Here is a 14,358-nt window from a genome sequence, read left to right on the forward strand (position 1 = left end):
CCCCACCCGCCTACGAGCGACGCCGCAGCAGCCTGCGCACCACCACGACCAAGCCCGTCGCCACCGCCAGGACCAGCGCCCCCTTGGCGTAGCTCGGGCCGAGACCCTTGCCTCCCGAACTCCCCTCGCCGGCAGAGGAGTTGCCCGAACTGTCCGACGTGCCGCCGTCCGCCCCGTCACCCGCCCGGGCCGAGTCCGGCAGCTGACTGCCGCTCAGGCCGACCGGCGTGACGTCACTGTCCCGGCCCTCCGAGCCGTACATCAGCGTCCGGCCGTCCGGGGTGAAGGTCACCGATTCGCCCTGCTGCTGGATCGGCACCCCCACACTGCCGAGGTCCTTGGGGCGGCCGTTCGCCCACCGGAAGATCCGCGCCCCGAAGTAGCCGCGCAGCACCAGCCGGGTGCCGTCGGGGGAGAACGCGCCGTCCGTCACCCACAGCTCGGCCGGCGCCACCTTGCGGAAGGTGTTGGTGCCGGAGGAGGTGAGATGCGGCGGGCCCTCGTAGAGCGCGCCGGTGCCGTCCTGCTTCTTGCTGGCCAGGTAGACCCGGCCGGTCCGGGGATGCACCATCAGCGCCTCGGCGTCACGCGGGCCGTCGGCGTACTTCACGGTGTACTGGGTCGCGGTCACCGTCGCGTCGCGCAGCCGCTTCGGCTCCGGGAAGCGGTAGATCCAGACGTGGTTCCAGCTGCCGCCGAGGTTGTCGCCGATGTCGCCGAGGTAGAGGTCGCCGTCCGGGCCGAGCGAGATCGCCTCGACGTCACGCGGCGCCCCGATGCCGCGCAGGGTGATCCGGGCGACGGTCCGGCCGGTCCGGCCGTCCACGGCGTAGACGTAGGGGCCGTCGTCACTGTCGTTGTGGGTCCAGTAGATGCCGGGGTGCGCGCGGCTGGCGGCCAGACCGCTGGACTCGGTGATCCTCGGATCGCCGATCGTGAAGCCGTCCGGCTCATCGGCGGCGGCCGGCACCACCGCCACCGCCCCCACCCACAAGGCCCCCGCGGCACCGGCCGCGCACAGAAGCGAACGCATGGGCACAGACTGCCATCCGCGGGGCCGGGTGCGGACCCGGGAGGCCGCGGCGGCAGCCCGGGCACCCGGGCGTGGCCAGCGTCACGTACCCCGCAGTAGGGGTTCTCGGACATCATGGCCGGATGAGGATCATGTTCGTCGGCGACTCGATGACGATCGGGAGCGCCGGCGATTTCACCTGGCGATACCGGATGTGGCAGCACCTGAACGCCTGCTTCGGCGGCCCGTACCGGATCGTCGGCCCGCGCCGGACGCTCCACGAACCGGCCGAGGACGCCGCCACCTCGCACGCCTACCGCGACCCGGACTTCCCCGAGTCCGCCCGTGGGCACCTCGCCGGGTGGGGCGAGGGCTGGCTGCACATGGCGCCGGTGATCGGCGAGACGGTACGCCGGCACCGGGCCGACACCCTGCTGGTCTCGCTCGGCCTGATAGACCTCGGCTTCTACACGAACGCCGCCCAGACGGCGCAGAACGTCCGCGAGTTCGTGGCCGGCGCCCGGGCCGCGGCGCCGCACATACGGGCGGTGCTGATGCCGGTCATCCCCAACGTGCGGGCCGCGGCGGACCCGGCGTTCGGCGCGGAGTGCGCACACTTCAACGAACTCCTGGCCAAGGCCGTCGCCGACCTCTCCACCCCCACCTCACCGCTCCTGCTGGCCTCCGAGCCGGCGGACTGGCACATCGACCTGGCCACCTACGACGGCACCCACCCCTCCGAACGCGGCGAACACCTCCTCGCAGCGTCCTTCGCCGACGCGATGCACCAGGGCTGGGGCTTGGGCCGCCCTTACGAGGCGGTCCGGGGGTGATCCCCACGTACTCGTTGCGCTTTGCGGCGCCTCCCACGTAGCTGTCTGCGGCGCCGCGGGTCGTCTCGCCGTTGCACGCTTTGCGGCGCCTCCCACGTACCTGGCTGTCCCGCCGCGGGTCGTCTCGCCGTTGCGCCTGGCGGCGGGCGTGGTGTTTTTGGGTGCGGTGACAGCCCTACAGACTTCGTCCTCCGGTCTGTCCCCTCCCGTTGGTGGGTGGTTGAGAGGCCGGTGGGGGTGGGCGTCGTCGTCCTGGGTGCACGCGCGGTGCACTCTCGCGTTGTGGGGTGGGGTGGGGTGGGGGGTGGGCGTGGGTGCCGGGAATACCTTCCCTACCCGTTGGGTTGAGGCCTGCAAGGGGCGCTCGCGACCCTTACGGGTTCTGTTCGACCGTCCCCTACGGGTCCCCAAGACCCCTTGCATCCCCAACGTCCACCCCCACCCACCGCATTCCCCTCCCCCAACGGGAGGGGACGGGCCGGAGGGGCCGGTGTTTGGGACGTAAAGCGACAGCAGTCCCAAACACCGGCCCCGGAGGTCCGTCACCGCACCCACCACAAACCCAGCCCGCCGCAGGCGCAACGGCGACCAACACCCGCGGCGCGAGAGACGGGTACGTACGCGGCGCCGCAAAGCGCAACGGCGAGAAACCACCGCGGCGGGACAGCCAGCTACGTGGGCGGCACCGCAAACCGCAACGCCCCTTGCTTAGAGCGCACTTGAACCGCTTGGCTGAATGGCCATGAAGTACACGCAGCTCGGACGCACCGGACTCAAGGTCAGCCGACTCGTCCTCGGGACGATGAACTTCGGCCCGCAGACGGACGAGGCCGACAGCCACACGATCATGGACGCGGCGCTCCACGCGGGCGTCAATTTCTTCGACACCGCCAACGTCTACGGCTGGGGCGACAACAAGGGCCGCACCGAGGAAATCATCGGCTCGTGGTTCGCCAAGGGTGGCGGCCGGCGCGACAAGACCGTACTGGCCACCAAGGTCTACGGGAACATGGCGCCGGACGGCGATGCGGCCTGGCCCAACCACGACAAGCTTTCCGCCGTCAACATACGGCGCGCGGTGGACGCCAGTCTCAAGCGGCTGGGCACCGAGTACATCGACGTCTACCAGTTCCACCACGTCGACCGGGACACGCCCTGGGACGAGATCTGGCAGGCCATCGACGTCCTCGTCCAGCAGGGCAAGATCCTCTATGCCGGCTCCTCCAACCACGCCGGCTGGCACATCGCCCGCGCCAACGAGACGGCCGCGCGCCGCGGTTCCTACGGGCTCGTCAGCGAACAGTGCCTCTACAACCTCTACGAGCGGCGCGCCGAGATGGAGGTCATCCCGGCCGCGCAGGGCTACGGCCTGGGCGTCATCCCCTGGTCCCCGCTGCACGGCGGGCTGCTGGGCGGCGCGCTCCGCAAGGAACGCGAGGGCGGCGGCGCCCGGTCGGTCTCCGGCCGCTCGGCCGATTCGCTCGCCGACGCCACGATCCGCGCGAAGATCCAGGCCTACGAGGACCTGCTCGACAAGTACGGACTGGAGCCCGGCGAGGTCGCCCTGGCCTGGCTGCTGACCCGGCCCGGTGTCACGGGCCCGATCGTCGGCCCGCGCACCTCCGCCCAGCTCGCCTCCGCGCTGCGTGCCGTCGAACTGGAGCTGCCGGACGAGCTGCTCGCCTCGCTGGACGAGATCTTCCCGGGCCCCGGACCGTCCCCGGAGGCGTTCGCCTGGTGAACTCCGGTTCGTTCGCGAATCGCGCTGCGGACGTCCTCAGCGCATCCTGACCCGCATCTCCTGGCCGGCGCATCCTGACCCGCGCTCCTGATCCGCGAACCGTAGGCCGCATGCGCCGCATACGTCGCGTACGCCGCGGTCGGGTGGGACTCAGCGCAGGGCTGCCGCCACGATCACGACGATGAGCAGCACGGCGAGCAGGCCGGACATGACGCGGTTACGGGTTTTCGGGTCCACCCTCTGAGCGTAACCGGGGTGGACCCGAGCATTTCACCGGGCCGGACCGTCCGCCCGCCTCACTCGCCCAGCGGCCAGGAGGCGATCTCTTCGTAGTGGGACTGCGCTCCGGCCGTGCCGGGGGCCGGCGGATGGCTGCGCATCAGTGAGAGTGTCCCTACCGTCCAGGAGCGGCCGCTGAATTCCTTCAGGGCGGCCGCGTAAGGGGCGAGCTTCAGGTGGCCGACGCGGTTCCGGGCGAGGGTGAGGTGCGGGGTGTAGGGGCGGTGCTCGTCCACGTCGAGGCCCGCCCGCCGGCCTGCGGCCGCCGCCGAGTCGGCCAGCTTGCGCATGGCCGGCCGGTCGCCGTCCGCGCCGGCCCACACCACTCGGTCCGCGAAACGGCCACCGCCGGCGATCCGCAGCTCGTACGGATCCCGGCGGTGGGCCGCCCGGGCCAGCCGTTCCTGCAGCTCGGGCGTGGTGTCGTCGGGCACCTCGCCGTAGAAGGCGAGGGTGAAGTGCCAGCCGTCCCGCGCGCTCCAGCGCAAACGCTCAGCCGCGGGAAGCTTCTTCAGCAGCGCCACCTCGGCGGCGAGCTCGTCGAGCACGGCGGCGGGCGGCAGGACGGCGGCGAAGAGTCTCATGCGGTCAGTGTGGCGCAGCCGGGCGCCGTCCGGCCGGGTCCCGGAAGGCTCCTGGCCGCGTCCCGGAAGGGGACCGGCCGGTGCCCGGGAAGGCTCCCGGCCGGATCCGGGAAGGGTCCGGCCAGGGCTCAGCCGCTGATCTCCCTGCGGGACGCGTCCCCGCCGATAGTGATCTTGCGGGGCTTGGCGCGCTCCGCGATCGGGATCCGCAGGGTCAGCACACCCGCGTCGTAGTCGGCCTGGATGCGCTCGGTGTCCAGGGTGTCGGCCAGCATCAACTGCCGGGAAAAGACACCCAGCGGACGCTCGGAGAGCTCCATCTGCACATCGCCGGCCTTGGTGACCGGCCGGCGCTCGGCCTTGACCGTCAGCATGTTCCGCTCGACGTCGATGTCGATCGCGTCCGGCGAGACACCCGGCAGGTCGAGAGCGATCACATACTCGTCGCCCTCGCGGTAGGCGTCCATCGGCATCGTGGACGGCCGCGACCAGGTGCCGGACGTGCCCAGCAGCTGCTGGGTGAGACGGTCGAGCTCACGGAACGGGTCGGTGCGCATCAACATCGGGAAACACCTCCAGGGGGATCAGGCTCTGATGCCTGCCAATGCGCTTCACCTGTCTTCTGTTGTACATTGTCATCGGATGGATGACAAGTGGAACGTCATCGGTGAGTTGACATCTGGTGGACCCGGCACCTTGAGGCCCTCTCTTGAGGTAGGTATGGACGTCTTGGTGTCGCACGTCCCGACGTCGACGTGTCGCGAAGGAGAGGCCCGTGCCCGCAGACGAACACCCCCAGAGCGCCGCACCCGCGTCCCTCCTCGCCGCCACGGCTGCCCTCCGCACGATCGACGAGGCCCTGCGCGACGCCCGTACGCAGGAGATCCACATTTCGGCTGACGCACCCACCGCCGGCCCGGCTGCTGCATCCACCGGCGGTCCGGCCGACGCACCAACCGACGTACGCAACGCCGGTCCGGTCGCCGCGCCCTCCGGAGGTCCGGTCGGCGGGTCTGCCCCTACGTCGGCGTCGGGGGACGCATCGTCGGCCGTGGAGGGCAGCCGTGTCGAGCAGGCGCTGGCCTCGCTGCTGTTGTTGCGGGAGGTGCGTGAGCAGCTCGCGACGTGGGAGACGGGTCTGATCGAGACCGCCCGGGAGGCCGGCGCCAGCTGGGCCGACCTGGCCGGACCGCTGGGGGTGGCCAGCCGCCAGGCCGCCGAACGCCGCTATCTACGGCTGCGCCCCGGCGCCGCCGGCACCACCGGCGAACAACGCGTCAAGGCCACCCGCGACCGCCGCGCCGCCGACCGCAGCGTCACCACGTGGGCCCGCCACCACGCCGCCGACCTGCGCCGCCTCGCCGGCCAGATCACCGCCCTGACCGACCTGCCCACCGCGGCCCGCACGCCCCTCGAAGAGCTCGGCCAGGCCCTGGGCGACGATGACGCCGCCCAGCTCGTGGCCCCGCTCACCGCCACCCGCCCCCACCTCCAGCACCGCCACCCCCAACTCGCCGCCCGCATCGACGACCTCACCCGCCACACCGACCGCCTCCGCCAAAACAGCGACGACCAACGCCGCACCACGCCCTGAGGGCAGGGAGACCAGGTCGGGGGCAAGCCGGAGAGGCCAAGTCGGAGAGATCGAGCCGGAGAGGCCACGTCATGGCGGCCAACATGGACGGCCCGTAGTGCGGCCCCGATAAAAGACGCGGACGCCACCGGCGAGCTCCTCACCCTCCAGCGCGCAGCGCACGCCGACGTCCACGCCGGGGAAGCCGCAAGCCCCCCGGGCCGTCGCCGAGCTGACCGCCCGACCGGCCCGGTCTGCTCGGCAACCCGGCTGCTCAGCGACTCGGCAACCCGGCCGAGCCCCCGTACGCCCCCGCCCGCTACGACGCCGCCCGCTGCACCGTCGTCTTCGCCGCCCTCTACACCGCCCCTACGCCGCCCCTACGCCACCGGAGCCAGTTCCTGCTCCTCGGACCGCGTGCTGTCGGGGGCCCGGGGGACGAACCTGACGTGTGGGTGGCCGGGACGTAGGTCGATCTTGAGGCGGAGGCCGCCGACCCGGGCGAGGATCAGGCCGATGAGGGCCGCGGCCGCCATGGAGATCAGGCCGCCGGCCAGGAAGCCGATCCGGGGGCCGAAGGCGTCGGTGACCCAGCCGACGATCGGGGCGCCCAGCGGGGTGCCGCCCATGAAGACCATCATGAACAGGCTCATGACACGGCCCCGCATCAGCGGATCGGTGGCCATCTGGACACTGGAGTTGGCGGTGACATTGATCGTCAGGCCGACCATGCCTATCGGGGCGAGCAGCGCCGCGAAGACCCAGAAGGACGGCGCGAGCGCGGCGGCGACCTCCAGGAGGCCGAAGAGCAGCGCCGCGCCCACCAGCAGCCGCAGCCGCGAGCTGCCCCGGCGGGCCGAGAGCAGCGCGCCGATCAGCGAGCCGGCCGCCATCAGGCCGTTGAACAGGGCGTACGTACCGGCGCCCTGGTGGAAGACGTGGTAGACGAACGCGGTCAGCCAGATCGGGAAGTTGAAGCCGAAGGTGCCGATGAACCCGACCAGGACGATGGGCCAGACCAAATCCGGGCGGCCGGACACATAGCGCAGGCCCTCGCGCAGCTGGCCCTTGCTGCGCGGAACGCGGTCGACCTTGTGGAGTTCGGCGGTCCGCATCATCAGCAGACCGGCGACCGGCGCCACGAAGGACAGACCGTTGAGGAGGAAGGCCCAGCCGCTGCCGAAGGCGGTGATCAGGACACCGGCGACGGCCGGGCCGATCAGGCGCGCGGACTGGAAGTTGGCGGAGTTGAGGCTGACGGCGTTACGCAGCTCGTCCTGGCCGACCATCTCGGAGACGAACGCCTGACGGGCCGGGTTGTCGACGACCGTGACCAGGCCGAGCAGGAAGGCGACCAGGTAGACGTGCCACACCTGGACGTGTCCGGTGAGCGTGAGCGCGGCGAGGGCGAGCCCGGTGAAGCCCATTGCGGACTGGGTGAGCAGCAGCAACTTGCGCTTGGCGAAGCGGTCGGCGATCACCCCGCCGTAGAGGCCGAACAGCAGCATCGGCAGGAACTGCAGCGCGGTGGTGATACCGACCGCGGCGGAGGAACCGGTGAGGCTGAGCACCAGCCAGTCCTGGGCGATGCGCTGCATCCAGGTACCGGTGTTGGACACCATCTGCCCGGTGGCGAAAAGGCGGTAGTTGCGGATCCGGAGCGAGCTGAACGTGCCCTTACGCGGTGCGGCAGCGGGGCCGTTGGCTATCCGCACACCAGCGGCAGTACGAGCATCAGTACGAGCACCAGCAGGGCCGGCGGCGCCCGAGACAGAGTGGTCAGCAATGGGCGGCCCGCCGCGAGCCCGGATGCCCGAGGTGGCCCTGGCGGTGTCGGCCCCGGCCGCGTCGACCCTGGCCGCCTCACGTGTGGCCGCGTCGTCGGGGGACGCGTCGACCTCGGTGGGCGTGGCCGCGCCACCGTGAACCGTGTGGCCGTGGACGGTGTGACCGTGAACCGTGCCGTCGTGAACCGTGCCATCGCGAACCGTGCGGCCATGAACCGGGTCGCCATGAAGCGGAGTGTGACCGTGGACCGCGTCGCCATGAAGCGAGGTGTGACCGTGGACCGCGTCGTCGTCAACGGTGTGACCGTGAACCGGGATGGCCTTGAACCGTGTCGTCGTGAACGGTGTCGTCGTAGGAGTTCGGTGCGGGGGCGGAGTGTGCTCCGGATCCCGTACTCAAAGTGGGTTCGCCTCCTCGGCCTCGTGTTCTCTACAGCTGTGCCAGCTTCTCCAGTACGGGCGCGGCGGCCCGGAGCTTGGCCCACTCGTCCTCGTCCAGCCCGGAGGTCAGCTCGGCGAGCCAGGCGTTGCGCCGGCGGCGGCTCTCCTCCAGCATCGCCTCGGCCTCTTCGGTCTGGGTGACGACCTTCTGGCGGCGGTCGTCGGGGTGGGGCTCCAGCCGGACCAGTCCCTTGGCCTCCAGCATGGCCACGATGCGGGTCATCGACGGCGGCTGCACATGCTCCTTGCGAGCCAGCTCGCCGGGGGTGGCGTGACCGCACCGGGCCAGCATCCCGAGCACCGACATCTCGGTGGGCGTCAGCGACTCGTCCACCCGCTGGTGCTTCAGACGGCGGGACAGGCGCATCACGGCGGACCGCAGAGCATTGACCGCGGCCGCGTCCTCTGGGGAGCCCTCCCCGCCTTCCGGCTGGGAGTGGGACAGTTCCGGCATGGTCTTTAGCATAACTCATTACCCTCTCTAAGGAAAGCGAGGCGGCGCCGCTCGTCGCGGATCACCCATATGAGTGAGGACGCGGCGGAAAGTGACACACCTGACCGCTCAGGGGCGGGACCGTGTCCGTATGGGATCGCAAGTGCTCAGCCTGCGCGTGGACGGGGAGCTGCTGGAGCGCATTCGGCAGCACGCCACAAAACGCGGAATGAGCGTCCAGGACTATGTCGTCCGGACGCTCATCCGCGAAGACTTCGACGAACGCTTCAAATCCTCGGTCGACGAGACCGAACGCCTCGGCGTATGGGGAACGGTCACCTGACGGTCCCGGCGGCCATTTGGTGCGTGAGGAACGGTCGCCTGACGGTCCCGGCGGCCATTTGGTGCGTGAGGAACGGTCGCCTGACGGTCCCGGCGGCCACTGCCCGAGCGCCTGGAGTAGCCGCCCCCTTGCCCGAGCGCCTGGAGTGGCCGCCCCCTCGGAATGGGAACCGGAACGGCTACCCAAACCCTTCACTCTCCGCCACCCTCAGGCGAGAGTCGGTTACTCTCCGTGGAACTAATAACTCTCCGCGTTCGTTGCCGTAGAGGAAGGGGGCAGGCGGGGCGGGGGGAGGCAGCGTCGGCCGGCTACTTGACGCCGAGCGCCAGCTCGATCGGGTGCAGCAGGAAGTACACCAGGAAGCAGAGGCCGACGACGTCCAGCAGCCACGGGATCTGCTTGAAGCGCCCGGTGGCCGTGCGCAGCAGGATGAAGGCGAGCACGCCGATGCCGATGCCGTTGGTGATGCTGTACGTGAACGGCATCGAGATGATCGTCAGGAACGCGGGGATGCCGACGGTGAAGTCGCCCCAGTCGATGTCCCGCACGTTGGCGGCCATGATCAGGAAGCCGACGACGAGGAGCGCGGGGGTGGCGGCCTGCGAGGGCACCACCGTCGCCAGCGGCGTGAAGATCAGTGCCAGCAGGAAGAGGCCACCGGTCATCAGGTTCGCCAGCCCGGTCCGGGCCCCCTCGCCGACGCCGGCCGTGGACTCCACGAAGCAGGTGTTGGCGGAGGCGGAGCCGAAGCCGCCACCGGCGACCGCGATGCCGTCGACCATCAGGATCCGGCCCATGCCCGGCAGGTTGCCGTTCTCGTCGGTCAGTCCGGCCTCCTCGCCGACGCCGATGATGGTGCCCATCGCGTCGAAGAAGCCGGAGAGCAGCACGGTGAAGACGAACAGGCAGCCGGTGAGTACGCCGACTTCCTTGAAGCCGCCGAAGAGGCTGATGTGGCCGATCAGGCCGAAGTCCGGGGCGCCGATGATCTTGTCCGGGACGTTCGGGACCGCCAGACCCCAGGCGGCGTCCGGGGTGTTGGTGACGGCGTTGACGATGATCGCGACGACGGCCATGGTCACCATCCCGATCAGGATCGCGCCCTTGGTCTTCCGTACGACCAGCACGAACATCAGGGCCAGGCCGATGACGAAGACCAGCACCGGCCAGCCCTTGAGCTGACCGCCCTGGCCCAGTCCCATCGGGACGGTGGTGTGCGCGGCGTCCGGGTTGCGGCTGACGAAGCCGGAGTCCACCAGGCCGATCAGCGAGATGAACAGGCCGATGCCGATCGCGATGGCGCGCCGCAGGCCGTTGGGGATCGCGTCCATCACTCGCTGACGCAGGCCGGAGGCGACCAGGATCATCAGCACCAGGCCGGCGAGCACCACCATGCCCATCGCGTCCGGCCAGCTCATCTTGGGGGCGAGCTGGAGGGAGACCACGGCGTTGATGCCGAGGCCGGCGGCGATGGCGATCGGGACGTTGCCCATCACGCCCATCAGGACGGTGCTCAGGCCGGCCATCAGGGCGGTGGCGGTGACCAGCTGGCCGTTGTCGAGATGGTGGCCGAACTTGTCGACTCCGGAGCCAAGGATGATCGGGTTCAGCACGATGATGTAGGCCATCGCGAAGAACGTGGCGAGCCCACCGCGGAGTTCACGGCCGACCGTGGACCCCCGCTCGGAGATCTTGAAGAACCGGTCGAAACCGTTCTTCGGGGGCTGCGGGGCCGGGTTCTCAAGGGTGTCGACCGGCGTGGTGGCCGAGGGGGACATGCGGGACCTCAGTCGGACGGGCCTGGGCAGGCGCAGGGGCCCGAGGGCCCGGGAACACGTACAGGAACATCACTATCCGGATCGGATTGGATGAATCGACGATTCAAAACGGTCAGATCCAGAAAGGTTCAGTATGAATAAACAATGCGGTGATCGCTATCTCCGCGCGTAGACCCTTGGTGGGCAAGGGGCGTACTCAACGGCAGCTCTGGTGGAAGGCCGTCCGGCCGGCCCCCGTAAGCTGAGCACCATGTGGAAGAAGTCCGAACTGCGCGAGGCTCCGGCGCCTCTCGAGGGCCCCGTCGTCGGCACGATCACCGGCGGCACCATCATCTGGTTCGTGCTCTTCCTCGGCCAGCTCCCCTTCTATGGCTGGCTCGCCGACCGCGGCCACGCGTGGTGGGTGTGGACGTGTCTGGCCGGCGGCGGGCTCGGCCTGCTGGGCATCTGGTACGTCCGGAAGCGGGACGCCGCCATCAAGCGCGATGCCGCGGCCAAGCGGGCGGCGACCACGACGGACGCGCACTGATCGTCTGAAGCGCCTTTCCTCCTTTTCTCTTCCTCTTCCTGTTCCTCTTGCGCCTTCCCGCTTTTCCGCTGCCCTCTTCCTCCCTTCCGTCAGGTGTCCGGTCGACGGGTAATTCCGGCATTTCGCCCGTAACGTCGAGGGCATGACGGAGCGGGCCCGAACCGGAGCCGAGCACCCCGTACCGAGCGGCAGCGGTGAACGGGCTGGCCGGAAACCGACCGACGGTGAGCCGGGCGATGGCGAACCGGGCGGGCGGGAACGGGGCGAGCGGGAGCGGGATGACCGCGAGCCGGCCAAGCGAGAACTCCCCGACCGCGAGCCGGTCAAGCGAGAACCCGCCGACCGCGAGCCGGCGGACTTGAAACCGGCCGGGCCAGCCGAGCCAGCCGAGCCGGCCGAGCCGGCCGAACCAGTCGAGCCGGCTGGAGCGGCTGAATCGGCCGAGCCGGCCCCTGGTCTGACCCCCGCCGAAGTTGCCGAGCGCGTTGCCCGGGGGGAGGTCAATGACGTTCCCGTGCGGTCCTCGCGTTCGGCCGTTGAGATTGTCCGCGCCAATATCTTCACGCGGTTCAACGCGATCATCGGCGTGCTCTTCGCGATCATTCTCGTCGTCGGACCGATCCAGGACGGACTGTTCGGCTTCGTGATCGTCGCCAACACCGGCATCGGCATCGTCCAGGAACTGCGCGCCAAGAGGACGCTCGACAAGCTGGCGGTGATCGGTGAGGCGCAGCCGACCGTCCGCCGGGGCGGCACCGCATCCCGTGTCCCCACCGCCGAGGTCGTCCTCGACGACGTCATCGAGCTCGGTCCCGGTGACAAGGTCGTGGTCGACGGTGAGGTGGTGGAGACCGACGGGCTGGAGATCGACGAATCGCTGCTCACCGGTGAGGCCGACCCGGTCGTGAAGAAGCCCGGGGACCCGGTGATGTCCGGCAGCTTCGTCGTGGCCGGTGGCGGCGCCTTCACCGCGACCAGGGTCGGCCGCCAGGCGTACGCCGCCCAGCTCGCGGAGGAGGCCAGCCGCTTCACCCTGGTCCACTCCGAACTTCGCTCCGGCATCAGTCGGATCCTCAAGTACGTGACGTGGATGATGGTCCCGACCGCGCTCGGCCTGATCCTCAGTCATCTGCTCACCCTCGGGTTGCCCGGCGACGCCGCGATCCGCCGGATGGTCGCCGGTATCGTCCCGATGATCCCTGAGGGGCTGGTGCTGCTCACGTCCGTTGCCTTCGCCATCGGTGTCATCCGACTCGGCCGCAAGCAGTGCCTCGTCCAGGAACTCCCCGCCATCGAGGGCCTGGCCCGGGTCGACGTGGTCTGCCTGGACAAGACCGGCACGCTCACCGAGGGCGGCATGGACGTCTGTGACCTGCGCATCCTCAATGGCACCGATGTCGGCACGGATGTCGGCACGGATGTCGGCACGGATGTCGGCACGGATGTCGGCATGGGTGTCGGCACGGGTGTTGTCGATGTCGTTGATGACATCGATGACATCGACGGGTCCTACGTAGGGCAGGGCCCCGTCGAGTACATCCGTCAGGTCCTCGGTGCCCTAGGTAGCGCCGACCCCCGCCCCAACGCCTCCCTCCAGGCGGTCATCGATGCCTATCCCGCGGACGGGTCCTGGCGGTGTACCCGGTCGCTCCCGTTTTCCTCCGCGCGGAAATACAGCGGCGCGTCCTTCAGCGAGCCGTACGGCGAATCCAGCACCTGGTTGCTGGGCGCTCCCGATGTCCTCCTGCCGACGGGGGACCCCACGCTTACCGAGGCCGACGAACTCAACGCCCAGGGGCTCCGCGTTCTCCTCCTCGCCCGCGCCACTCGTGAGCTCGACGACCCCGAGGTCGCCCGGGGCGTCCGGCCCGCCGCTCTGGTCGTTCTGGAGCAGCGGCTGCGTGCCGACGCGCCCGACACCCTGCGCTACTTCGCCGAGCAGCGGGTCGACGCCAAGGTCATCTCCGGCGACAACGCGGTCTCGGTCGGCGCGGTCGCCGGCAAACTCGGGCTGCCGGGCGCCGACGCTCCTGTGGACGCCCGCGAACTTCCCCAACTCCCCGCCGGGCGGGATGCGTTGGGGGCCGCGCTCGACGAGGGTACGGTCTTCGGCCGGGTCACCCCGCGGCAGAAGCGCGACATGGTCGGCGCTCTGCAGTCCCGCGGCCATGCCGTCGCGATGACCGGCGACGGCGTGAACGACGTGCTCGCCCTCAAGGACGCCGACATCGGCGTCTCCATGGGTTCCGGTTCCGAGGCCACCCGCGCGGTGGCCCAGATCGTCCTGCTCAACAACAGTTTCGCGACCCTCCCTTCGGTGGTCGCCGAGGGCCGCCGGGTCATCGGCAACATCACCCGCGTCGCGACCCTCTTCCTCACCAAGACCGTCTACTCGGTCCTGCTCGCGATCCTGGTGGCCTGCTGTCAGATCCCCTATCCGTACCTGCCCCGCCACCTCACCCTGCTCTCCACGTTGACGATCGGCGTGCCGGCCTTCTTCCTGGCCCTCGCCCCCAACAAGGAACGCGCCCGGCCGCACTTCGTCCGCCGGGTCATGCGCTACGCGGTCCCCTCCGGCCTCATCACCGGTCTGGCCGCCTTCGCCACCTACCTCCTGGCGCGTGCCTACTACACCGGCCCCGGCGCCCTCGCCGCCGAAACCAGCGCCGCGACCCTGACCCTCTTCCTCACGGCCCTGTGGGTCCTGGCGATCATCGCCCGCCCCTACACCTGGTGGCGGGTCGTCCTCGTCCTCACCATGGGCGTGGCATTCCTCGTCGTCCTCGCCACGCCCTGGCTCCAGGCCTTCTTCGACCTCCGCCTGGTCGGCACGACGATGCCGTGGGCGGCCGTCGGTATCGCCCTCGTGGCCTCGGCCCTCCTGGAACTCACCTGGCGCCGGATCGCCCACCGTTTCCCGGCCTGAGCCCCTACGGGTTCGCCCACCGCCGCCCCGTATCTCATCCCGGTCACAGAACCCGTGCCACCGTGGCGCCCCCGTTGCCCTCCCCCTAACCTCCGCCCC

At 70.1% G+C, this 14,358-nt stretch carries 12 protein-coding genes; 6 read left to right on the forward strand and 6 right to left on the reverse strand.

Features of this window, described 5'->3' with window-relative positions:
- Positions 1-10 precede the first annotated feature (10 nt).
- On the reverse strand, positions 11-1,033 hold the full coding sequence (locus ACGF4C_RS23045; protein WP_393568694.1) for a hypothetical protein: 1,023 nt from the start codon (positions 1,031-1,033) through the stop codon (positions 11-13).
- A gap of 122 nt (positions 1,034-1,155) precedes the next feature.
- Here ACGF4C_RS23045 and ACGF4C_RS23050 point away from each other — a divergent pair, with 122 nt between their 5' ends.
- Together ACGF4C_RS23050 and ACGF4C_RS23055 are read left to right on the forward strand one after the other, a co-directional pair.
- Positions 1,156-1,845, forward strand: a complete 690-nt coding sequence (locus ACGF4C_RS23050; protein WP_030415716.1) for a GDSL-type esterase/lipase family protein — start codon at positions 1,156-1,158, stop codon at positions 1,843-1,845.
- A gap of 742 nt (positions 1,846-2,587) precedes the next feature.
- Positions 2,588-3,586, forward strand: coding sequence for an aldo/keto reductase (locus ACGF4C_RS23055; protein WP_393568695.1), 999 nt, complete (start codon positions 2,588-2,590; stop codon positions 3,584-3,586).
- 296 nt (positions 3,587-3,882) lie between these two features.
- Here the strand turns inward: ACGF4C_RS23055 and thpR are convergent, their stop codons facing one another.
- Both thpR and ACGF4C_RS23065 read right to left on the reverse strand, forming a co-directional pair.
- A complete protein-coding gene (gene thpR, locus ACGF4C_RS23060) occupies positions 3,883-4,449 on the reverse strand; it encodes an RNA 2',3'-cyclic phosphodiesterase (protein ID WP_030415714.1) in 567 nt (188 codons plus the stop codon).
- A gap of 128 nt (positions 4,450-4,577) precedes the next feature.
- On the reverse strand, positions 4,578-5,012 hold the full coding sequence (locus tag ACGF4C_RS23065; RefSeq protein ID WP_393568696.1) for an Hsp20/alpha crystallin family protein: 435 nt from the start codon (positions 5,010-5,012) through the stop codon (positions 4,578-4,580).
- 212 nt (positions 5,013-5,224) lie between these two features.
- Between ACGF4C_RS23065 and ACGF4C_RS23070 the strand changes: the two genes are divergently transcribed.
- Positions 5,225-6,043: a type III effector protein gene (locus tag ACGF4C_RS23070; RefSeq protein ID WP_393568697.1), complete on the forward strand. Its 819-nt coding sequence runs from the start codon at positions 5,225-5,227 to the stop codon at positions 6,041-6,043.
- 359 nt (positions 6,044-6,402) lie between these two features.
- Here the strand turns inward: ACGF4C_RS23070 and ACGF4C_RS23075 are convergent, their stop codons facing one another.
- Positions 6,403-7,737 (reverse strand): MFS transporter, encoded by a 1,335-nt coding sequence (locus tag ACGF4C_RS23075; protein ID WP_393568698.1) that lies wholly within the window; start codon positions 7,735-7,737, stop codon positions 6,403-6,405.
- 502 nt (positions 7,738-8,239) lie between these two features.
- Positions 8,240-8,704, reverse strand: a complete 465-nt coding sequence (locus ACGF4C_RS23080) for a MarR family winged helix-turn-helix transcriptional regulator (RefSeq protein WP_030415710.1) — start codon at positions 8,702-8,704, stop codon at positions 8,240-8,242.
- Between the two features lie 130 nt (positions 8,705-8,834).
- Between ACGF4C_RS23080 and ACGF4C_RS23085 the strand changes: the two genes are divergently transcribed.
- Complete coding sequence (locus ACGF4C_RS23085) at positions 8,835-9,026, forward strand: hypothetical protein (protein WP_362148423.1); 192 nt, start codon at positions 8,835-8,837, stop codon at positions 9,024-9,026.
- Positions 9,027-9,334: 308 nt separating this feature from the next.
- Here the strand turns inward: ACGF4C_RS23085 and ACGF4C_RS23090 are convergent, their stop codons facing one another.
- Positions 9,335-10,804: an NCS2 family permease gene (locus ACGF4C_RS23090; RefSeq protein WP_393568699.1), complete on the reverse strand. Its 1,470-nt coding sequence runs from the start codon at positions 10,802-10,804 to the stop codon at positions 9,335-9,337.
- 250 nt (positions 10,805-11,054) lie between these two features.
- On the opposite strand from ACGF4C_RS23090, the gene ACGF4C_RS23095 reads away from it, so the two are divergent.
- Both ACGF4C_RS23095 and ACGF4C_RS23100 read left to right on the forward strand, forming a co-directional pair.
- Positions 11,055-11,333 (forward strand): DUF2530 domain-containing protein, encoded by a 279-nt coding sequence (locus tag ACGF4C_RS23095; RefSeq protein WP_393568700.1) that lies wholly within the window; start codon positions 11,055-11,057, stop codon positions 11,331-11,333.
- A 457-nt stretch (positions 11,334-11,790) separates the two neighbouring features.
- Positions 11,791-14,259, forward strand: a complete 2,469-nt coding sequence (locus ACGF4C_RS23100; protein ID WP_393568724.1) for an HAD-IC family P-type ATPase — start codon at positions 11,791-11,793, stop codon at positions 14,257-14,259.
- The last annotated feature ends 99 nt before the right edge of the window (positions 14,260-14,358 follow it).

Source organism: Streptomyces sp. NPDC048197 (assembly GCF_043202395.1).
Classification (GTDB): domain Bacteria; phylum Actinomycetota; class Actinomycetes; order Streptomycetales; family Streptomycetaceae; genus Streptomyces; species Streptomyces siderophoricus.

Excerpts from the sequence above, each read along its gene's own strand:
- ACGF4C_RS23085 (WP_362148423.1), top strand. The coding sequence starts at position 8,835 with ATGGGATCGCAAGTGCTCAGCCTGCGCGTGGACGGGGAGCTGCTGGAG.
- ACGF4C_RS23065 (WP_393568696.1), bottom strand. The coding sequence starts at position 5,012 with ATGTTGATGCGCACCGACCCGTTCCGTGAGCTCGACCGTCTCACCCAG.
- ACGF4C_RS23045 (WP_393568694.1), bottom strand. The coding sequence starts at position 1,033 with ATGCGTTCGCTTCTGTGCGCGGCCGGTGCCGCGGGGGCCTTGTGGGTG.
- ACGF4C_RS23090 (WP_393568699.1), bottom strand. The coding sequence starts at position 10,804 with ATGTCCCCCTCGGCCACCACGCCGGTCGACACCCTTGAGAACCCGGCC.
- ACGF4C_RS23080 (WP_030415710.1), bottom strand. The coding sequence starts at position 8,704 with ATGCCGGAACTGTCCCACTCCCAGCCGGAAGGCGGGGAGGGCTCCCCA.
- ACGF4C_RS23050 (WP_030415716.1), top strand. The coding sequence starts at position 1,156 with ATGAGGATCATGTTCGTCGGCGACTCGATGACGATCGGGAGCGCCGGC.
- thpR (WP_030415714.1), bottom strand. The coding sequence starts at position 4,449 with ATGAGACTCTTCGCCGCCGTCCTGCCGCCCGCCGCCGTGCTCGACGAG.
- ACGF4C_RS23055 (WP_393568695.1), top strand. The coding sequence starts at position 2,588 with ATGAAGTACACGCAGCTCGGACGCACCGGACTCAAGGTCAGCCGACTC.
- ACGF4C_RS23095 (WP_393568700.1), top strand. The coding sequence starts at position 11,055 with ATGTGGAAGAAGTCCGAACTGCGCGAGGCTCCGGCGCCTCTCGAGGGC.